Below are 18148 nucleotides of genomic sequence, written 5' to 3' on the forward strand. Positions count from 1 at the left end.
TTCAACCGGCGGGAATCGACAGCGTCGCCCGCAGGCCTCCCTCGACCCGGTTTTGCAGTGTGATCCGCCCACCCAGACGGGTGGCGATGGTATTGACGATGGTCAGCCCCAGGCCCGCGCCCTCGGGGTTGCCCCGGCTGTAGAACCGCTCGAACAATCGCGCCCGGTCCGTTTCATCGATACCCGGGCCCTGATCTTCAACGTCCAAATGGTAAAAACCGTCGACGCGGGTCAATTGCACGCTGATCACGCCTTGCTCCGGGGAGAAGTTGGCGGCGTTGGTGATGAGGTTGTTCAAGGCAATGTCGATGGTGGCAGCATCGGCGAACGCTGGAAAAGGTTGGTCGCTGACGTCAAAGGCCAGTTCCAGATGTTTGCTCAGCAACCATGGCGTGAGTTGCACCAGACTGTTGCGCACGGTGTCGCCAAGGTCGATGCGTTGGTTGGCAGGCGCACTGGCCTTGGGTTCGAGGCGGGCCATGGTCAGTAGCTGATTGACCAGTCGGCTGGTGCGATCCACCCCGGCGATCAGAAATTCGAGTGACTCGCGACGTTCCTGCTCGGTGCCAGCCTCCAGCAGGTTTTGCGCATGTACCCGCAGTACCGCCAGCGGCGTGCGCATTTCGTGGGCGGCGTCGGCGATGAACCGGCGTTCCCGACCGAGCACTTCCTGGATCTGCGCAAGCATGCGGTTGAGTGCGGCTTGCATCGGTTCCAGTTCGCTGGGCAGCGGCGTCAGTTGCAGCGGTTCGAGAGCGCCACTGTGGCGGGCGCGCAGGGTCGCCGCCATATTGGCCAGCGGCTTGAGCCCCCAGCCGATGGCCAGCCAGATCATCGCCGCAAGGACCAGACTGCCGATTACGTTCGGCCACAGGGTATGGCGGACGATCCGGTCAACCAGATCCGCTCGCACGTCGCCACGTTCACCCACCCAGATGCGCAAACCGTTCTGTTTGTCTTCCAGGACAAACGCCCGCCAGTGGCGCTTGTTCAGATCCTCCACGTCGCTGAAGCCTGGCTGGATCGGCGGCGTGCTGAAGGAGGGTGCACTGGCGGTGTGTACCAACACCTCGCCTTGGGGATTCCACACCTGAAAGGCGAGTTTTCGTTCGTAGGGGTGGCCATCGCCCCGAGGCACGGCTTCAGCCAGTGCCGAGTTGAAGGCCTGATACAGGTTCGTGTGTTCCGGCGCTGACAACGGCATGCGCATCACGCCTTGCAGCAGACGCGCGTTCTGCGCCAGTTGCGCGTCGTAGACCTCGGCGATTTCGTGGTTGCTGTCGTGCAGGTTGAACAGGCTGAGCACAGTCAGACCAGCGAGCATCAGGCCGATGATCAGGGTCAGGGTGCGGCGCCGGATCGAGGTCATCGGCGCTCCTCCACCAGATAACCCACGCCGCGAATGGTGCGGATCAGGTCGGTGGAGAATTTCTTGCGCAGGTGATGAATGTGCACTTCCAGGGTGTTGCTTTCGGCTTCTTCGTTCCAGCCGTAAAGCAGTTGTGTGAGGTGGTCGCGGGTCATGACCCGACCCGGCGGCGAGAGCAGTTCGTGCAGCAACTGATATTCCTTGGGCGTGAGCACCACCGGCTGCCCCAGATAGCTGACTTGCTGGGTGCCGGGGTTGAGACTGATGCCGGCGTGCTCGATCAGCATCTGCGCGCGTCCGGCACTGCGTCGCAGCAGGGCGCGCAGGCGGGCTTTGAGCTCGGCCAGGTCAAAGGGCTTGATCAGGTAATCGTCGGCGCCGGCGTCCAGCCCCGCAATGCGGTCTTCGGTGGCATCGCGGGCGGTGAGGATCAGCACCGGCAGGTTAGAACCAGTGCTACGCAGACGGCGTAGTACTTCCAGGCCGTCCATGCGTGGCAGGCCGAGATCGAGCACCGCCAGATCAAAGGTTTCGCTGAGCAGGGCGTGCAGGGCGCTGCTGCCGTCCTTGAGCCAGTCGACGGTGTAGCCCTCGCGCCCCAGTGCCTGATGAATGCCCTCGCCGAGGGCCACGTCATCCTCGATCAGTAATAAGCGCACACGGACTCCTGTCAGTCGAGTTTCTTGTTTACGTCCACCAGCAACGCGGCGATCTCTTTGCGGCGCCCGGCATCGGCACTTTCCCGGCCCGGGCGCGGAGCGGCTTGCAGGGCCTTGAGCAGCGCTGCTCTGGCTTCAGCGTAGCGTTTTTGACGGTAAAGGTGATCGCCCCAAAAGTACAAACTGTCGATGCCATCAGGGTTGAGTTGCAGGGCCTGCTTGAGCAGTTGCTCAGCCTTGTCGCTGTCGCCGAAACCGATCGGCCAGCCGGGCACCCGATCGTACAGCGCGGCGAGGCTGGTGTAGGCGGAACCTTGCAGCGCCTTGGGGTCCAGGGTCAGGGATTTTTCCAGATCGGCTTTGGCATCCTTGGCTTTACCCAGAGCACCCAGTCCGCCCTCGGCACCGGCCCAACTGCTGGTGACGATGCCTTTCCAGATCCAGGCCTCGGCGACGGCCGGCCGTTCGGTGGCGAAGTGCGTTGCCTGGACGGCCAACTGTTCAAATGCAGCGGCGCGCTGTTTTTCCGGTGTTTCGTACTGGATGTGTGCCCAGCTCTGCTGGATGCTGTTGAGGCGTTGTTGATCGGCAGCGTCCAGCGCCCAGACACTTTGACTGAGGGCGCCCAGCAGCACACAGGCGAGAAGTTTTTTCATGGTTTCGGCGTCTCGTTCTCGGTTTTTTCACTCAGGCGACGGATCAATGGCAATTGCTTGCGCAGACCGCGATCCACCAGATTGGGCAGCAGGCTGTTGAGGCGTACGAAGAAGCGCTCCGGCCAGCCCAGATAGAGGTCGCGGCGATCACCGGCAATCGCATGAATCACCGCAGCGGCGACGGCCTGCGGATCGTCGACGCTGGCTTTGAGTGCATCGTTCAATGCCTGGGCGGCGGGGCTGTTCATGCTGGTGCGTGTGGCGCGGGGCGCCACGTACAACACACCGACCCGGGTATCCGCCAACTCTCGGCGCAAGGCCTCGGAAAATCCGCGCAAGGCAAACTTGGTTGCGCAATAACTGGCATAACCGGGATAGCCGATCGACCCGTAGGTCGAGCCAACGTTGACCACCATGGCACTGTCGGCCTGTTTGAGCAGCGGCAGCAACAGTTTGGTCAGGCAGATCGGCGCACCGATGTTCACCGCCAGCATGGCGTTGATGTCGCTGTCGTCGAGCTGTTCCAGCATTGCGAAATGATTGACCCCGGCGGCGTTGATCAGCAGGTTGATGCCGCCGATGGCCTCGGCGGCGGCCATTACCTTGCGCCGGTCGCTGAGGAATGTCAGGTCGGCAGCGACCCAGCACAGATTCTGTGGGTAAAGATCGAGCAACGGGCGCAGCGATTCCTGATGTCGCGCCACCGCCAGTACTTGCGCACCGGCGGCGCACAGGGCACGCGTGATCGCTATCCCGATGCCGCCGCTGGCACCGGTCAGCACCACACGGGCTTCATGCAGCTGCATGTTGAACCTCCGCGTCACGGGACAGGCTTCGGAACATGTCGGTGTAGAGCCGATAGACGACTTTCGAGGCATGAATCACCGCCGCCTGGTCGGCCGGATCTTCCAGCTGATTCATCAGCCGGCGATAGGTTTGCATGTGCTCGATGTCCAGCGAGCCGTGGGAGCTGAGGTAGCTGAACGCCGTTTCCGGCAGGGCCAGACGTTCGCGGATGCTGCCTGCCGCGTGTGTGGCCAAAGCGATGCTGGTGCCTTCAAGCACATTCACCATGCCGAACAATCCCACCGGGTTGCCCCGGGCGATCAGGTCGTAAAGGAAACTGACCATCAGCTCGATCGGCAACGAAGGCTGACCGTCCCGGACCGCGTCACGATCACCGCCACAAGCGGCGATGTCGTCGAGTACCCATTGCTCATGACCGTATTCGTCCTCGATGTATTCGCACACGGCTTTGCGCAGCCATTCCAGATGCGTCGGCAGGCGCGCACCACAAGCCATCATCAGTGGTACGGTGTGGCGCACGTGGTAGTAGGCCTGGGCGAGAAACGCGCGATAGCTTTCAAGGCTGACCTTGCCTTGCAGCGCATCGAGGATGATCGGCAAATTGAACAGCTCGTGGCGTTCCTGGTGCGTGGCTTCTTGCAAGGTGTCAAAAAAGCTCATGGTGCGGATTCCTCGGAAAAGGCGGATTCGGTAAGCACGGCGCGGTACTGCGTGACGATTGCCTCGCGGCGGGGGCGACCGTTGGCGGTGAGCAGGCCGTTGGTGGCCGTGAAAGGTTGTTCGAGGCGTGTCCAGTGATGCACCTGGGCGTAATCGGGCAAGGCCTCGTTGGCAGCGGCGACGGCGGCTTCCAGTTGTGCATCGGTGCAATCAGGGCGATGTGGCCAGAGCAGGGCGTGGTTGTGCGGCAAGGCCTCGCCATATACAAAGGCCTGGGCGATGTGCTGGCGCTGAGTCAGTTCGGACTCGACCCATTCCGGGTTGACGTTGCGTCCGAAACTGGTAACGAACTGATGCTTCTTGCGGCCCTTGAGGTAGAGAAAACCTTCCGGGTCGAACTCGCCCAGATCGCCGCTGGGCCACCATTCATCGCTGTACATCGGCTCGCCAAGGTAACCGAGCAAGGTCGAGCCCTTGATCAACACCTCTCCGTCTTCGGCAAGGCGCACGTCGACATGGGGCAGGGGCCGCCCGACACTGCCCGGACGACGTTCGCCGGGTCGGTTGAGGCAGACCACCGAGGCGCACTCTGACAGGCCGTAACCTTCGTAGACCGGCAGGCCGATTCGTTGCGCGCGGTGCAGCAGATCCTCGGAAACCCGTGCGCCACCAACGGCGGCAAAACGCAGCGATTGCGGATCGAAGGCTTTCTGTTCGGCAGCGCTGACCAACAGCAAAAGCAATTGCGGCACCAGGATCAGACTCTCGGGCGCCCGGTGGGCCAGGCAGCCCAGCAAGCGCGGCAGGTCGACGCCGCTGGCGCCCTGGATGCCCAGGGTTTTCTGGCTCGGCACGCTCAGCGTTGCGCCGGCGTACAGAGCCGCGTAACAGCCAAGGTTTTCCAGCAGGATTGCCAGCGGCAGCAACGCCACGTGATGTTGAGGGGCTGTGGGTTTGCTGGCCTCTTCCAGCTCCCGAGCGACCCGCAGCAGACTGTCGGCGCTCAGGCACACGCCTTTCGGTGTGCCGGTTGTGCCGGAGGTAAACGTCAGTTTTGCGGTACCGGCGGGCAGGCGGTTCGGGCCTTCAAAGGCGCGGCACCAGAATTCACCGCGTTGTTCATAACCGGCAGCGAGCAATTCTGGCTCCAGCTCCGGTTCGGCGATCACTCGTTCGGCCTGGCTTTGTTCCAGACAATGGGCACGTTGTGCCGGACTGAAGAACGGCGGCAGGGTCACGCACGTCAAGCCTTCAAACAACGCCGCCAGATCCCAGAGTATGGCTTCGACGCCGTTGTCCAGCGCCAGGGCGATGACCGTCACCTGCTCATCGCGCAGGCGCTGCTGGCGGTACATCACCTCGGCGTACAGCGACGTGTAACTGATTTTCAGCGTGTCGCCCCACAATGCCAAAGCGTTGTCATTGCGCCCTGCATGGCTGCGCAGGGTTTCCTGGAATCGTTGCCGTTCAAGCGACATGGCAGGCTCCTTCGATAGACGTCGGCAATCCCAGCCGGCTGAACAGACCGATGTTGCGCAGATGGATGAAACCGGCGCGGATGTTGCCGACATGCACCCAGGGTTTGCTTTCGTAGTAACTGCCCCAGTGGTGACGGTCATCGCCCAGGCGTTCCGGGTCGGCGGCGCACAGCGTCACGGGTTTCAGACCCAGGCGATGGAAGCTGTTGACCAGCCCGATATTGCCGGTAAACGTCACCCACTCCAGACCGCCCATGGCCAGCAGGTAAGTGATGGCAATGATGCTCAGGCGCGCGCTGCCGGTGTCGTTGGCGGCAAGGTTGCCGACTTCGACAATCGCGCTGCGCTCCACCGGATGGTCTGCCGCCGCGCTGATCAACGGCTCGACCGGTTCATCCAGGTAACGTTCGAGAAAAAGTGGTTCAAGGTGCGCACGACGTACTCCGGCAACCGCGCAAAGGTCGCCGGAGTCGTTGTGCACACCAAACAGTTCGGGCATGAAATGGCGGATATCGGCGCCGTGGGCCTTGCGAAAACGTTGTTGAATAAACGCTTCGAACGCCGCTCGTTGAGCGTCGCCGGGTGGGGCGCTCGACAGTTGCATCTGCGGTGTTTCGCCTTGGCCGAAACGCAGGGGCAGGGAGATGTTCCAGTCAGAATCGGGCATGGGCTGAACGCCTCCCTCAATAGGTTTGAGTGGAGTATCCGGACCATTTCTTAACGAAGTCTGAAGGTGAAAAAAGGTTAACGAACGACGGATCTTCAGATTGTCTTAAGACTGTCACGGCAGGGTGACGCCGTCGGTCCACCCGGCAACCGGATCGAGACAGCCGAACGAATCGGCCTTCGCTTACAACAATCACGAGGCAACTATGACCCGCGACCTGGCCGCACCCCGTTATGGAAAACTGTCGATCACCTTGCACTGGCTGATGCTGGCGCTGTTCGTGGGCGTGTATGCCTGCGTTGAAATAAAAGGCTTCATGCCCCGAGGCAGCGAAGCGCGAGGCCTGTTAATGGGCCTGCACGGAATGTTCGGCGCGAGCATTTTTGTTCTGGTTTGGGTGCGCCTGTTTGGCCGCCTGACGCCACGTCCGCCGATTATCCCCAAACCGCCTGCCTGGCAGACGGCAATCGCGCACCTGATGCACCTGGCCCTGTATGGGCTGATGATTGTCACGCCAGTGCTGGCCTGGCTGATGCTCGCGGCCGGCGACAAACCTTTTCCGTATTTCGGCTTTCATGTGCCGGCGCCGGTGGCGGTCAATCCGGATCTGGCCAAGCAGATCAAGTACTGGCATGAACTGCTGGGCAGTACGGGCTATTGGCTGATCGGCCTGCACGCGGCGGCGGGGCTGTTTCATCACTATTGGGTGCGGGACAACACGCTGCTGCGCATGCTGCCGTTGCGTCAGCGTTGAGTTCGTTATCAAAAAGCCAAAGGCAGTCTGCCGGGCAGGTTGCCGAACGCACGATCAGCGTCCAGTCTGTTGCCTGACAACAGGAAGTGAGGACATCTTCACGATGATCCGGCCAGCGGTTCGTTTTCCGCTGGTCAAACAGCGTATTGACATATCGAATAATCTCGATATTCTCGCGGCATGGACCTGATCGAAGTATTCAAAGCACTCTCAAACCCGGTACGGCTTGAAATCCTGAAAGGCTTGAAAGACCCCGTAAAGAACTTCCCCCCGCAGGACGAGGGCGACGTTCACACGGTGGGCGTGTGTGTGAGCAGTATTCAAGAGGGCATCGGACTCTCGCAGTCAACGGTGTCCGGTTATCTTGCAACGCTGCAGCGTGTGGGCCTGGTTGAAGTCAGGCGCATCGGTCAGTGGACCTACTACAAGCGCAATGAAGCCAACATCAGCGCCTTGGCCGAGGTCATAGGGAAAGAGCTGTAAAAAAATTTACCGCACGATATCGAGATATCTCGATATCCCTTATTGTCGATACGAGGATTCACCATGAAAGCGATGCTGCTTGAATCATTTGGCAACCCGGAATCGTTCACGCTCTGCGACGTGCCCAAACCCGTGCCGGAAGCGGGACAAGTGCTGGTCCGGGTTCACGCTACCTCGATCAATCCACTGGATTACCAGGTCCGACGCGGCGACTATCCGGATCTGGTGCAACTGCCGGCCATCACCGGACATGACGTCTCCGGCGTAGTCGAAGCGGTTGGCCCCGGCGTGACGGCTTTCGCCCCCGGAGACGAAGTCTGGTACACGCCGCAAATCTTCGACGGCCCCGGCAGCTATGCCGAGTACCACGTGGCGTCCGCCAGCATCATCGGCAAAAAGCCTTCCTCGCTCAGCCATCTCGAAGCGGCCAGCCTGAGCCTGGTGGGCGGGACAGCATGGGAAGCCTTGATCGTGCGGGCAGCGCTCAGAGTGGGGGAGAGCATCTTGATCCATGGCGGCGCAGGCGGCGTCGGACACGTCGCCATCCAGCTCGCCAAAGCGATGGGCGCCAAAGTGTTCACCACCGCACGCGAAGCAAACACCGAGTTCGTCCGCCGCATGGGCGCCGATGTGATCATCGACTACGAAAAAGAAGACTACGTCGAAGCCATCCTGCGGGAAACCAATGGCCTCGGAGTAGACGTGGTATTCGACACTATCGGCGGCGACACCCTCGCGCGCAGCCCCGACGCCCTCGCACAACTTGGCCGCGTGGTCTCGATCGTCGACATCGCCAAACCACAAAATCTCGTCCAAGCCTGGGGCAAGAACGCGAGCTATCACTTCGTTTTCACCCGCCAGAACCGCGGCAAGCTTGATGAATTGAGTGCCCTGGTGGAGCGCGGTCAACTGCGGCCCCACGTTGGCGCGGTGTATTCACTTGCAGAGATTCCGCTGGCCCATGCGCGGCTGGAAAGTCCTAACAATGGTCTTCAAGGGAAGATTGCGATTGCGGTCGTGCCGTCGCTTCGGGCGGGTTCCGTGGGGGATGCGTCATGATTTATGAGATCGCTTTGCTGCCTGTTCACGCAGAACGTGTTGATGAGTTCCGGCGTGCATTTGCCGAGGTTGCGCCTTTGCTCCGCCGCGCGAATGGGTATGGCGGGCACATGCTTGCGCAGGGGATTGAAACGCCGGAGCGGCTCAATTTGATCGTGCGGTGGGAGTCGCTTGAGGCTCACACGCAGTTTGAAGCAGGGGAAGACCACAGGGTCTTTATGCTGGGATTGGAGGGGTATTTTTCGGAGGAGCCGCAGGTTTATCACATTGAAGGGGCGGCTTTTACTGCTGGCGAAGGTGATGGGGCTTTTTGGCCAGGAAACTGAAATGTGCTTTTGTGACGAGGGGGCCGGACTGGGTGACAGTCCGGCTTCTGCTCGGAGTTAAACGCGGCGCGCATTGGTTGTTTAAATCAGTCCTGAAGTCACACCCAGATGCCCACAGCGCCTTGCGCCGTCCCCTACACCTAAGACAGAATCCGCCGGCTTGTGCGTCTGGACCTCCGACCGTAACTTGATTCCCGTCACTGCCCATCAGTGATCGGGTCTGCAAGCCCGCCGGAAAACCAGTCGCACAGCCTGCCAAAAGGACGCTTGTTTGCGTCCGCTCAATGGCGGCTTTGTGCGGGAGACCCTCGGGTCTGCCGGGTGCCTGGTTTCCCGGTCTTGCAGACCCGCACATGGCTGCCACCCATCATCTGCAAGTGATGCTGGTAGCTCCTATTGAAAATCAGGAGTTTCACCATGATCAAACCAACACCGAATCCCCCGGAAACCGATCCGGTTTCACCCTACAAATTCCCCGACTCCCGAACCCTGAACGAGGCAGCCGAACGCGCGCTCGACCATTACCTGACTCCGCAGCAACGGGTTATGGGGAGTCATCACAAACATGATCCGATGTATCTGGCCAATCCGGCGTACGACACTGAATCCCTGCTCGCCAATGCCAGCGAATCTCTCGGTTCGGCCAGCGAAATGCTGAACAACTTTGCGGCCACGCTGGAGCCCGCTCACCGTAAGACCGCGATAGGGATTGCGCAGATTGTGATGCTTGGGGAATTGGCGGTGAATCAGGCGTTGGATAACGTCGAACTGAAGACCTAAGGCAGTACTTCAGTAAAAAGGGAGCAGATTCATTACCTGAATCTGCTCCCTTTTTTGTTTGTTTGAGCTCAGCCGTTCGCGTTTGCTCTCTTTTCCGCCGTCACGATGCAAGCCTTGTAGAAATTGGAATGGAAATCTCTGATCGCTTTCTGTTGCAAACTCTCGCTTGAGTATTGAGGAATCTCGTACGCCTCGCGAATCAACGACTTGAACACCTCACCCACATACTCGTTCTGCTTACCTGCCGCTTCGGCCAGTTCCAACACCGAAGCCATGGGCACGCCTTGCTGCCTGGTCTTCATGACCTGTTTGGCCGAGTTTTCTATTCGTTGGCACTCTTCGAGCTCTTCCTGCGGCACAGGAGAGGCAAGAGCGGTAAAACTGATGGCGAAGGTTACTGCTGCTGCCAGACATTGTTTGTGCACGAGGTGTCGTCCCTGGTTTTGAGGCTGAACCATATCATTCGTGGCTCGGCGCCACCATTGCAGGCAGGGAGAAAGAGCGCCAAGTGCTGGCTCGCGGCCACGCCTTGCGCCCCCCGATTTCCGCTGTCACCCTTCGGCCCGTTCTTCAAGGATCAGAAGAAGGAATCAAGGATTGAGTGGCTACATTCCCAACCCGCCAAAAAACTATCGCAACAAAGGAACCGACCCCGTCGATATTCATGCCCAGCGTTGGGCTGAATATGAGAAACACGGGAAGGAACCGGCATCGGCACGTGAAAAAATTGGCATAGCCCTGCGGATCGGAGTGTTCTTCGATGGGACGGGGAATAATGCCAATAACGCGGCGGCCGGGCTTCTGTGCGGTGCTCATCATCCGATTGCGGCTCAAGATATTGATGCGAGTTGCAAGCCGTATATGAGTGATCCGGATAGTAGTTATGGCAACGATGTCAGCAATATCAAAAAGCTGAGTGAGCTGTATGACGCGGTTCCTGTAGCGCAAGGGGGACGAGCCTCCCGCGTTGTCTACGTCGAGGGCATCGGCACGCGATCTGGCGAAAAAGACAGCACACTCGGTGCTGGTACCGGGCGCGGAGAAACAGGTGTCGCAGGGCGAGTCGAGTCCGTGTTTCCCATGATCCAACAAGCGATCAATCGAGTCCTGGAAGATAACCCGGACAGTGAAATCACCTCACTGACGTTCGATACGTTTGGTTTCAGTCGTGGCGCCGCAGCCGCACGGCATTTCGCCAACGAAATTGTTCGCACCAGTCGCGGCCCTCTTGGTCATGTACTGCGAAATCTACCGAGAGCATTCGGTCCTAGATTCAATGACCAGTATAAAAGCGACATCAATATGGGGTTTATCGGCTTATTCGATACAGTGCCCTCGATTGCTGGTTGGTCGAATTTGGGAAACATCAAAAGTCCAATTGCGACGGGTATCAAGCTTTACCTTGATCGTCGTTTTTTCAGTGATGTCGCTCAGTTGGTTGCTCGTGATGAATGCAGAGCCAACTTCGCACTCAGTCGCGTCAAACCTGATCATCTGGAGATTATTCTGCCTGGAGTGCATTCCGACATCGGCGGAGGGTATCTGGAGGAAGCGCAGGAGTGTGTTCTTGTTAGCCCAATGCAAACACTGATCGTGCCATTGAACACCGACGTCGTGACTACCTCGATCTACAGCGATGCGGTTAATGTTAGAAACCAGTGGTTATCCAAGGGATGGCCTGCAGACATGCTTGAGATTGTGACTCCAGAAGCGCTTCTGGTGCCGAATAGTCCGCAAGATCGGCTGAGTCCAAGCGCTAAACGTGTTTACGCAGCTGTACAGCTCAAGCGTCCGGTGAGTGGCATGCTATCCAGGGTTTACCTGAGAGTGATGCATCATCTGGCAAAAGAGAAAGGCGCTCGATTCAACGATATTCCTGACACTCCGGATTTGACCGTCCCCGCAGAACTTCAAGCTTTGTGTGATCGGTTCGTTGCGGGTGACTACAGCACCACGCCTGAAGAGGAGCAGTTGCTGAAACTCAAGTACATTCATATGTCCGCAAACTGGAACCATCCACTCGGCCGCAGAGATGGCAGCGGACTAAATGCGGTATACATCAACGCCCCTACCGCCGATGCCATCCGCGTGCTACACCCACACGTACCTGATTGGACGCTTTGGTAATGAGAGTTTTTGTAACCCTGTTTTGTGCTTTGTTCATGACTGGCTGTCAGTCTGCGGACCCGCTGTCTGCCAAAAGCGACCCTAAGTCCGAGTCGTGGGAGCTCGCATTTACTGAGCCTTACTATATGACAGTGTGGGTGGAGGACAGTGCCGTCGAAGATATAAACGGCAAGCTGTTCAAACGTACGGGAGGAGGTACGGCCGCTGGTGGGGAGCCTGAAGACGGTAAAGAATCTGCACGTGGATGGCACGCTGTAGGCGCTGCTGCAAAGCCAGTAATTGGTGCAGATCTCCCCAAACGCATTTACGTGCGTTGGCAATCGATTGTCGAACCTCAGACCTATAGTGTTTGGTTGGATGTGCCCGAAGAGGCCAGACAATTAATGAGAACGTCGGTCGATCAGCGTTGTCCGGAAACTCCGAAGGAGCAAGCGAGTTATTCCGCTTCTATCTACTTGGGACTGGCTCCCGGCGGGGTTGTACAAGTCTGGGTCAGGGACTCGTGCCACCATCCAGTGAGAGTGGCCAGGGCCAAAGCCGAAATCGAACCGCTTGGTCCGAGCCAGGGTAAGAACCAAGGGCGTTACGCTTATCCGGTCAGTGAGAAGTCGCAACGCTACATTGAGAAATTTGGCATTCCGTACGGCAGCTGGTAACAGTCAGCAAATGAGGCCATTCATAAGTTTTCTATGTGTGGTGTTGATTGCTGGTTGTCATTTGACCGATCCGTTGTCAGGCGAAAATGATCCCAAGTCCGAATGGTGGGAGCTGGGTTTCACAGAACCTCACTACATGAAGGTTTGGGTGGAAGATACTTCGGTGGAAGACATCAAAGGAAGAACGTTCCTACGCACCGGCGGGGGTTCCGCTTCGGGCGGGCAACCAGAGGATGGCACAGAGTCAGCCCGAGGTTGGCATGGCGTAGGCGGCTCTGCAAAAGCAGTAGTAGGCGCCGATCTTCCCAAGCGAATCTTTGTTCGTTGGCAATCTATTGTGGAGCCTCAGACCTATCGTGCTTGGGTGGATATACCGGAAGAAGCCAGGCAACTAATGCTGACATCGATCAATCAGCGATGCGCGAAGACACCGGATCAAACGGCCACCTATATTTCTTCGGTTTATTTAGGGTTGGCGCCGGGCGGAGTTGTGCAAGTGTGGGTTAGAGACTCATGTCATCACCCGGTCAAAATGGCTAGGACGCAAGCTGAGATTGAACCGCTGGGTCCAAACCAAAGCAAAAACCATGGGCGTTACGCATATCCTGTCAGTGAAAAATCCAAGCGTTATATCGACCAATTCGGCATTCCATATGGCAGTTGGTAATTCTGGGAAAACTGGGGGGAGTCGGAAAGATAGGACGGGTCTTTTGATAAATAGATGCGTCCCCATTTTTCTCTATATAGAGAAGTTTGGAATTCCGTAAGGCAATTGGTAATGCTTGAGAAACACGGGGGAGGGGGGGGCTCCCGAGGAGTCCGCCCTTCTTTTGATAATGTGAGCACTATTGTTCTGACCATTCGCGATTTTTTACATATGTCCATCCTTCTCCGCCACGCGTGAGGGTAAAACCTCGAGCACCAAGTTCAATTAACAAACGTCTACAGTTTTCAGGCTCGGCGCCTGTAACCCGACATAGAGTTTCTAAAGAACGACCTTCCGGAAATCTTGAGTTGTCGAGCATTTTTTTCAATAGTTTTTTTCTCAGGTTGTCTAGTGAGTTTGCTCTTTTGTTTTGATACCAATAAATCAATAGGTTTCCAATTATCGATACAATTGAGCCAACCAGTACGCCTAGTAATGCGATCAGTGCTGCCCAGAATTGAGCGTCGCTAGCTATCTTTAATGCGACATCTTGTGTGATTAATTGGTCTGTCATGGTCTGCTTCTCTATGTGGTTGTTTTGCGTGGTTTTGCATTTGTTTTTGAATGGTTACATAGATGTGTAGATTTTTAATTGGATCGTTGTTTTGCTGATTTTGGGATTGCATAAACACGCATGTTTTCTCGTAATTTCCCCATGCTTTCTGGCCACCGGAATCCTGCCGAGTCACCCACGGTAGCAGTTTCAACGGTAGTGTTGTTTATCTGGATTGAGTTTACTTCAAATTCCGAGAAATAAATGTCTCCTTCTATTGCTAGGAAGTCACCAACTGTGATTGTGTTGTTTGTAATGTGCGTGCCGAAGAAATCGGTGAATATTTTGTCTACTGTGCCTATGTATAGGTAGTGGGTTGGAATCGCGAAAATTCGTTGGTGGTGATAAAAGATTGGTTTAATAAATTCTGTTGGCCAGTTGTGCTTTTGCTTGTTGACGACCATTCGGTATAGGTCGAAAGTCGTTAAAAGTCCAAGACCGGTTTCGCCCGCGAAATCCAATATCTCTTTTCGAAATGCATTGGCGTTGTCTCTGTCTAAAGGAGGTATGTTTCTTTGCTGATTGATTATTGATAGGCCTTGTATGTTGGTTTTTTTTAGTTCTCTCATATTGATTAATGCGTGTTTGTTTGCTTGCATTATATCATCGTCGCTTGCGCGCCCTTTAACACCTTTGATGTCTACGACTAACAACGTCTCACCATCTTCTATGCGAAGATCTTCGCGGCGACTTTTGCTCTCGGCGTCCCGAATCTCATCCACATCGATGATATGCTTAAATCCTAACTCCGAAAGAGCGTTTTTAATAGCGGTTACTAAGTCGTCGCCTGTTGTTGTAAGTAAGTCGTGTATCCAGCCATTTGTTTTTCGCTGTGTGGCAATTTCCTTTAGTATTTCATTTATCTCTTTTTCTTTTTCGGATATTATCAGGTTTTTTCTATTTTCTAGTTCTTTAATTCGTTCTAGTTCGTACTCGGGCAGATGAGTCCATTTGCCTCGCTCGATTTCTGTAAATAAGTCAGGTCTTAGTTCTGGAAGAACGCTTTCTAATAGTTCCTCAATGAAACTTGACTTGCTGATGATTTGGGGAACTATTATGACTAGGCCTTTTCCATATTCTGTAATCGCAGAAACGCTCATGTCGAATTTGTTTTTGGCAATCGTTCTCCAAGCGGTATCCTTGCTCCACAAATATCTGAAAGTGCATGTAAATTTTGCATCCTGCAGATGTCGATTGAGAAGCGTTGCTAGCAAGGAGTCTTCGGTAATTTCAATCGTTGATCCTGACTCTGGAATGAGTTCTAATCGTTCGAAAGGAGTTGTTAGATTCCATACTCCTCCTGAAATTTTATTTTCTGTAACTAGATTGTTGCGGTTAGCATATGCCCATTGAAATTTCATTGGACTGTCAGGCGCAGAAAAAGCGATAAGTATTCCTCCGTTTTTGACTATTCGGTCTAGATTTTCTTTTATCAGAAGAGATGTTCTAGTTCGAGCATCAATCCATCCTTTGTCGCATTTTGCCCATAAATCGGTCTCTTGTTCTGGAGCATGTTTCCCGTGTGGCGCATGCATCGTTATTTCTTTTGATGCGAGGTCAACTATTACTATATCCGACTCTTCGAAGTTTTTTAGGGATTTGGGTTGGATTACTGGGTCCCAGTGGCTTGAAGATGAAACATGGTATGGCGTTCCTAATGTGCCGGAGTTCACGCTTGACCATTTTTTTAGTATGGTCTCATGGGCCTCTTTCTCAATATCGATTAAGAATATCTTGGGTTGATGAAACATGTGTCTTGCTCCTGAGTTTTACCACCTAAAGCCCTGAGGTTTGTAATTTATGTTGGTTTTTCTCGGTTGTGTCTTATATTTATTTGGTTTATTGGTTATAGGTGTAATTCGAATGAGGGGGTTTTATAGTTGACGCCATTAATTAAGAGGTGTATTTGATGTTGTCCGGCATGATGCTTCCTCGTAGTGAAATCCTTAATCACCTGTCGCCGCGCAACAACCTCACGCTCAAACCCCGCCAACTCCAACGTCTTCAACTTGAAAACCTTCGCCGAAGTCCCGCCATTCGCCTTCACATAGTCAATCGCATAATCAATCACCAACCGCTGTTCCACCGGCACCAACGACCGCACGGTAAACGACAATGTAATCGTATCCCCAAGCCGCACAACCGCCGGCTCCACTTTCACATCCAGCAATTCAACCTCAGCCTTCGCCCCTGCGCCTATAACCGTGAGCGCCCGCGAATTCCCCTGTTTGATCAAATTCCGCAACGCATGTCTGGCAATCCACGCCGTGTGCCTGTTCTCCAGTGACCACCCCTCAACCGTATCCAGCACCCATTCCGGATGCTCCTTGGTTACATCATTCAAATGATTCGCCACGGACTTGCGCACGTACAAACTTTCATCCGCCTTCAACCGGTCGAGAATCCCGGCAGCCAACAGCGGATCCGCCTGCACCGGTTCCAGCCGAAACGACCACGGCAGGCGAGGGCGGCTGCCTTCGCTGGCTAGTCTTCGGACGTGGTGGTTTTCGTCTCGGGTCCAGTCGTGCATCAGTTCCAGCGAGCGTTCCAGGTCGCTGCGCAGGAAGTGGCGGATGGCGAATTCGGAGGAGCCGAAGGTGGTGAAGTACTTCAGGGCTTCCATCGAAGTGTCGAACGCGTGCGCGCCGTAGCACGCGACGTAGTGCGGCAGGCACATGCTCACGAAGCCGCTGTTCAGTCGCGGGGCAAGTTCGCGCAGCACAGCGAGGGAATCTGCGTAATCCAGCGGCAGCACCGCGTGCAGGCTTTCGCTGACGCGGGCCATGCGTTGCATGACGGAGAGGTCGGCGAGGCCGTCGTTGGCGTGCTTGAGAAATGCCTTGGCCTTGAATGCCGGGTACACGGCGCTCATTTCTGTGGCGATGTGTTGCAGGCGTTCGGCGTTGAAGATTTCTTTGAGGGCCGGGGCGGCGGTTTCGGTGGCGCTCATGGTCAGGTCATCGGGGTGTTGATGAACGCCTGGGTGCTTTCGGCGTACGCGGTGTATTGGGCTATGCGCGGGAAACGTTGAGCGTCGATCTGGTCGGGGACGACGAGGCCGGTGAAGCTCCAGGCGACGGCGAGAGTGATGCCGTCCTGCTGGAGAGGGCCGTCGGTGGGCAGTGGGTGTTTTTCGAGTTCGTGTTCAAGGGCGGTGAAGGCGGCGGCGAGTTGACCTTCGACGCGTTCGACCCACGGCTGGTATTGAATGTCGGCCGGGCGCAGGTTGCGTTCGTAGTAGAGCTGCACGGCTTTTTCGCAGGCGGCAAGGCCGAGGCCGGTCAGGCGCAGGGCTTTGGCGCGTTGCGGCAGGTCGGCGGGCAGCAGGGTTTTGCCGGACAGGGCTTCGAGATAGTCGAGGATCAGGGTCGAGTCGATCAGCACTTCGCCGTCATCGAGCACCAGGGTCGGCGCCTTGACCACCGGGTTGATCTGCTGGAAACGTTCGAAGTGGCGGAACACCGAGACCGGGTCGTGTTCCAGTTCGACCCCCAGGCATTTGGCAGAGATCGCCACGCGGCGCACGTAAGGGGAGTCCAGCATGCCGATCAGTTTCATGACGCGTTCCTTCAAGTCGAACCGGGGAGCGCATAACGTAGCCGAGGTTGGGGGGATTTGTCAGTCTTTGAGAGGGGTGGGTTTTACGGTCAGCGACCGTGACAAATTGCGACAAAGCGCCGCTCGTCTGACGTTTGTCTTCTATATACAGCCGCTCGACTGAATTTCTTGCTATAAACGCACTCCGATGAGCGCTGTGAAGCCTGTGTCAGAGCAGTTTCCGGGCCTTGTCGGACAAATTCCCGGTATTTACAGTTGCTGAGGCCTCAAACGGGCCTTAGACTGCCGCCCCTTCGTAAATTGAGTGCCGGGTGGCGTTTGCAATAAACGATGCCTTTCCGATGACCGCAGGCGGTTCGCCGGAACGCTCCCTAATTCGCCTTAATGCACGTTTTTTATAGAGATATCAATGACAAAGGACAAGTTGCTGGCCATGCCGGCAGATGACTACATGAATGCCGAGCAACACGCTTTCTTTCAAGAGCTGTTGCAGAACATGAAAGTCGAAACCCATGAGCGCATTGAGCAGAACCGTATTGCCATCGAGAGCCTGGACACCCCGGCTGACCCGGCGGACGCCGCATCGGTGGAAGAAGAGCGCACCTGGCTGGTAAACGCGATCGATCGTGACCAGCGCATGCTGCCGCAACTCGAGCAGGCCCTTGAGCGTATCAAGGAAGACAGCTTTGGCTGGTGCGACGACAGCGGCGAGCCGATCGGCCTGAAACGCCTGCTGATCAGCCCGACCACCAAGTACTGCATCGAAGCTCAAGAGCGTCACGAGCAGATCGACAAGCACCAGCGTCAGGCCTGATTCCTGAGGCGACTCCTTCAATGCGGGTCGTCGCGA

Annotated in this window: 21 protein-coding genes; 9 read left to right on the forward strand and 12 right to left on the reverse strand. The window is 56.3% G+C overall.

From position 1 onward, the window contains the following. Position 1 precedes the first annotated feature (1 nt). Genes ACKUG4_RS24235 through ACKUG4_RS24265 form a run of 7 tightly spaced genes read right to left on the reverse strand, consistent with a single transcriptional unit; the run spans position 2 to position 6296 of the window. Positions 2-1369, reverse strand: coding sequence for an ATP-binding protein (locus ACKUG4_RS24235; RefSeq protein ID WP_064597446.1), 1368 nt, complete (start codon positions 1367-1369; stop codon positions 2-4). Further along, on the reverse strand, positions 1366-2028 hold the full coding sequence (locus tag ACKUG4_RS24240) for a response regulator (protein WP_064597443.1): 663 nt from the start codon (positions 2026-2028) through the stop codon (positions 1366-1368). Before ACKUG4_RS24240 ends, ACKUG4_RS24235 begins: the two co-directional genes overlap by 4 nt. 11 nt (positions 2029-2039) lie before the next feature. Then, positions 2040-2684 carry a tetratricopeptide repeat protein gene (locus ACKUG4_RS24245; protein WP_064597437.1) on the reverse strand — a complete coding sequence of 215 codons (645 nt, stop codon included), beginning with the start codon at positions 2682-2684 and terminating at the stop codon, positions 2040-2042. Further along, positions 2681-3490, reverse strand: coding sequence for an SDR family oxidoreductase (locus tag ACKUG4_RS24250; RefSeq protein WP_445434990.1), 810 nt, complete (start codon positions 3488-3490; stop codon positions 2681-2683). Before ACKUG4_RS24250 ends, ACKUG4_RS24245 begins: the two co-directional genes overlap by 4 nt. Further along, positions 3477-4151: an iron-containing redox enzyme family protein gene (locus tag ACKUG4_RS24255; protein WP_064597433.1), complete on the reverse strand. Its 675-nt coding sequence runs from the start codon at positions 4149-4151 to the stop codon at positions 3477-3479. The genes ACKUG4_RS24250 and ACKUG4_RS24255 overlap by 14 nt, the downstream gene beginning before the upstream one ends. Beyond that, positions 4148-5629 (reverse strand): AMP-binding protein, encoded by a 1482-nt coding sequence (locus ACKUG4_RS24260; RefSeq protein WP_445434991.1) that lies wholly within the window; start codon positions 5627-5629, stop codon positions 4148-4150. Before ACKUG4_RS24260 ends, ACKUG4_RS24255 begins: the two co-directional genes overlap by 4 nt. Then, entirely contained in the window at positions 5619-6296 is a 678-nt protein-coding gene (locus ACKUG4_RS24265; RefSeq protein WP_445434992.1) for a thermostable hemolysin, read from the reverse strand. Before ACKUG4_RS24265 ends, ACKUG4_RS24260 begins: the two co-directional genes overlap by 11 nt. Before the next feature lie 205 nt (positions 6297-6501). Here ACKUG4_RS24265 and ACKUG4_RS24270 point away from each other — a divergent pair, with 205 nt between their 5' ends. The 5 genes from ACKUG4_RS24270 to ACKUG4_RS24290 all read left to right on the forward strand — a co-directional run bounded on the left by ACKUG4_RS24270 (position 6502) and on the right by ACKUG4_RS24290 (position 9698). Continuing rightward, positions 6502-7050 carry a cytochrome b gene (locus tag ACKUG4_RS24270; protein ID WP_064597427.1) on the forward strand — a complete coding sequence of 183 codons (549 nt, stop codon included), beginning with the start codon at positions 6502-6504 and terminating at the stop codon, positions 7048-7050. 180 nt (positions 7051-7230) lie between these two features. Continuing rightward, entirely contained in the window at positions 7231-7533 is a 303-nt protein-coding gene (locus tag ACKUG4_RS24275) for an ArsR/SmtB family transcription factor (protein ID WP_007950555.1), read from the forward strand. 63 nt (positions 7534-7596) lie between these two features. Beyond that, positions 7597-8592, forward strand: a complete 996-nt coding sequence (locus tag ACKUG4_RS24280) for a zinc-dependent alcohol dehydrogenase family protein (RefSeq protein ID WP_445434993.1) — start codon at positions 7597-7599, stop codon at positions 8590-8592. Beyond that, positions 8589-8918: an antibiotic biosynthesis monooxygenase family protein gene (locus ACKUG4_RS24285; RefSeq protein WP_085610624.1), complete on the forward strand. Its 330-nt coding sequence runs from the start codon at positions 8589-8591 to the stop codon at positions 8916-8918. The genes ACKUG4_RS24280 and ACKUG4_RS24285 overlap by 4 nt, the downstream gene beginning before the upstream one ends. A gap of 417 nt (positions 8919-9335) precedes the next feature. After that, a complete protein-coding gene (locus tag ACKUG4_RS24290; RefSeq protein ID WP_074688720.1) occupies positions 9336-9698 on the forward strand; it encodes a DUF6124 family protein in 363 nt (120 codons plus the stop codon). 68 nt (positions 9699-9766) lie between these two features. On the opposite strand, the gene ACKUG4_RS24295 is transcribed toward ACKUG4_RS24290, so the two are convergent. After that, a complete protein-coding gene (locus tag ACKUG4_RS24295; protein WP_445434994.1) occupies positions 9767-10123 on the reverse strand; it encodes a hypothetical protein in 357 nt (118 codons plus the stop codon). Between the two features lie 172 nt (positions 10124-10295). On the opposite strand from ACKUG4_RS24295, the gene ACKUG4_RS24300 reads away from it, so the two are divergent. The 3 genes from ACKUG4_RS24300 to ACKUG4_RS24310 are packed head-to-tail and all read left to right on the forward strand — an operon-like array spanning position 10296 to position 13148. Further along, complete coding sequence (locus ACKUG4_RS24300) at positions 10296-11825, forward strand: phospholipase effector Tle1 domain-containing protein (RefSeq protein ID WP_039767056.1); 1530 nt, start codon at positions 10296-10298, stop codon at positions 11823-11825. Continuing rightward, a complete protein-coding gene (locus tag ACKUG4_RS24305) occupies positions 11825-12481 on the forward strand; it encodes a DUF2931 family protein (RefSeq protein WP_445434995.1) in 657 nt (218 codons plus the stop codon). Before ACKUG4_RS24300 ends, ACKUG4_RS24305 begins: the two co-directional genes overlap by 1 nt. Positions 12482-12491: 10 nt before the next feature. Further along, on the forward strand, positions 12492-13148 hold the full coding sequence (locus tag ACKUG4_RS24310) for a DUF2931 family protein (RefSeq protein WP_445435038.1): 657 nt from the start codon (positions 12492-12494) through the stop codon (positions 13146-13148). Positions 13149-13326: 178 nt separating this feature from the next. On the opposite strand, the gene ACKUG4_RS24315 is transcribed toward ACKUG4_RS24310, so the two are convergent. The 4 genes from ACKUG4_RS24315 to ACKUG4_RS24330 all read right to left on the reverse strand — a co-directional run bounded on the left by ACKUG4_RS24315 (position 13327) and on the right by ACKUG4_RS24330 (position 17298). Further along, positions 13327-13701 carry a hypothetical protein gene (locus ACKUG4_RS24315; protein ID WP_445434996.1) on the reverse strand — a complete coding sequence of 125 codons (375 nt, stop codon included), beginning with the start codon at positions 13699-13701 and terminating at the stop codon, positions 13327-13329. A gap of 74 nt (positions 13702-13775) precedes the next feature. Next, positions 13776-15491: a hypothetical protein gene (locus ACKUG4_RS24320; RefSeq protein ID WP_445434997.1), complete on the reverse strand. Its 1716-nt coding sequence runs from the start codon at positions 15489-15491 to the stop codon at positions 13776-13778. A 95-nt stretch (positions 15492-15586) separates the two neighbouring features. Continuing rightward, positions 15587-16690 carry a DNA alkylation repair protein gene (locus ACKUG4_RS24325; RefSeq protein ID WP_445434998.1) on the reverse strand — a complete coding sequence of 368 codons (1104 nt, stop codon included), beginning with the start codon at positions 16688-16690 and terminating at the stop codon, positions 15587-15589. 2 nt (positions 16691-16692) lie between these two features. Next, complete coding sequence (locus ACKUG4_RS24330) at positions 16693-17298, reverse strand: glutathione S-transferase (protein ID WP_445434999.1); 606 nt, start codon at positions 17296-17298, stop codon at positions 16693-16695. Between the two features lie 409 nt (positions 17299-17707). On the opposite strand from ACKUG4_RS24330, the gene ACKUG4_RS24335 reads away from it, so the two are divergent. Next, positions 17708-18112 carry a TraR/DksA family transcriptional regulator gene (locus ACKUG4_RS24335; protein ID WP_039767046.1) on the forward strand — a complete coding sequence of 135 codons (405 nt, stop codon included), beginning with the start codon at positions 17708-17710 and terminating at the stop codon, positions 18110-18112. The last annotated feature ends 36 nt before the right edge of the window (positions 18113-18148 follow it).

Origin of the sequence: Candidatus Pseudomonas auctus (assembly GCF_048654275.1) — a bacterium.
GTDB classification, from domain to species: domain Bacteria; phylum Pseudomonadota; class Gammaproteobacteria; order Pseudomonadales; family Pseudomonadaceae; genus Aquipseudomonas; species Aquipseudomonas pharyngis.

What these genes read in the sequence shown, in the direction of transcription:
- ACKUG4_RS24235 (WP_064597446.1), bottom strand. Translation starts at nt 1,369, where the DNA reads ATGACCTCGATCCGGCGCCGCACCCTGACCCTGATCATCGGCCTGATG.
- ACKUG4_RS24245 (WP_064597437.1), bottom strand. Translation starts at nt 2,684, where the DNA reads ATGAAAAAACTTCTCGCCTGTGTGCTGCTGGGCGCCCTCAGTCAAAGT.
- ACKUG4_RS24250 (WP_445434990.1), bottom strand. Translation starts at nt 3,490, where the DNA reads ATGCAGCTGCATGAAGCCCGTGTGGTGCTGACCGGTGCCAGCGGCGGC.
- ACKUG4_RS24255 (WP_064597433.1), bottom strand. Translation starts at nt 4,151, where the DNA reads ATGAGCTTTTTTGACACCTTGCAAGAAGCCACGCACCAGGAACGCCAC.
- ACKUG4_RS24260 (WP_445434991.1), bottom strand. Translation starts at nt 5,629, where the DNA reads ATGTCGCTTGAACGGCAACGATTCCAGGAAACCCTGCGCAGCCATGCA.
- ACKUG4_RS24265 (WP_445434992.1), bottom strand. Translation starts at nt 6,296, where the DNA reads ATGCCCGATTCTGACTGGAACATCTCCCTGCCCCTGCGTTTCGGCCAA.
- ACKUG4_RS24270 (WP_064597427.1), top strand. Translation starts at nt 6,502, where the DNA reads ATGACCCGCGACCTGGCCGCACCCCGTTATGGAAAACTGTCGATCACC.
- ACKUG4_RS24275 (WP_007950555.1), top strand. Translation starts at nt 7,231, where the DNA reads ATGGACCTGATCGAAGTATTCAAAGCACTCTCAAACCCGGTACGGCTT.
- ACKUG4_RS24280 (WP_445434993.1), top strand. Translation starts at nt 7,597, where the DNA reads ATGAAAGCGATGCTGCTTGAATCATTTGGCAACCCGGAATCGTTCACG.
- ACKUG4_RS24285 (WP_085610624.1), top strand. Translation starts at nt 8,589, where the DNA reads ATGATTTATGAGATCGCTTTGCTGCCTGTTCACGCAGAACGTGTTGAT.
- ACKUG4_RS24290 (WP_074688720.1), top strand. Translation starts at nt 9,336, where the DNA reads ATGATCAAACCAACACCGAATCCCCCGGAAACCGATCCGGTTTCACCC.
- ACKUG4_RS24305 (WP_445434995.1), top strand. Translation starts at nt 11,825, where the DNA reads ATGAGAGTTTTTGTAACCCTGTTTTGTGCTTTGTTCATGACTGGCTGT.
- ACKUG4_RS24310 (WP_445435038.1), top strand. Translation starts at nt 12,492, where the DNA reads ATGAGGCCATTCATAAGTTTTCTATGTGTGGTGTTGATTGCTGGTTGT.
- ACKUG4_RS24315 (WP_445434996.1), bottom strand. Translation starts at nt 13,701, where the DNA reads ATGACAGACCAATTAATCACACAAGATGTCGCATTAAAGATAGCTAGC.
- ACKUG4_RS24320 (WP_445434997.1), bottom strand. Translation starts at nt 15,491, where the DNA reads ATGTTTCATCAACCCAAGATATTCTTAATCGATATTGAGAAAGAGGCC.
- ACKUG4_RS24325 (WP_445434998.1), bottom strand. Translation starts at nt 16,690, where the DNA reads ATGAGCGCCACCGAAACCGCCGCCCCGGCCCTCAAAGAAATCTTCAAC.
- ACKUG4_RS24330 (WP_445434999.1), bottom strand. Translation starts at nt 17,298, where the DNA reads ATGAAACTGATCGGCATGCTGGACTCCCCTTACGTGCGCCGCGTGGCG.
- ACKUG4_RS24335 (WP_039767046.1), top strand. Translation starts at nt 17,708, where the DNA reads ATGACAAAGGACAAGTTGCTGGCCATGCCGGCAGATGACTACATGAAT.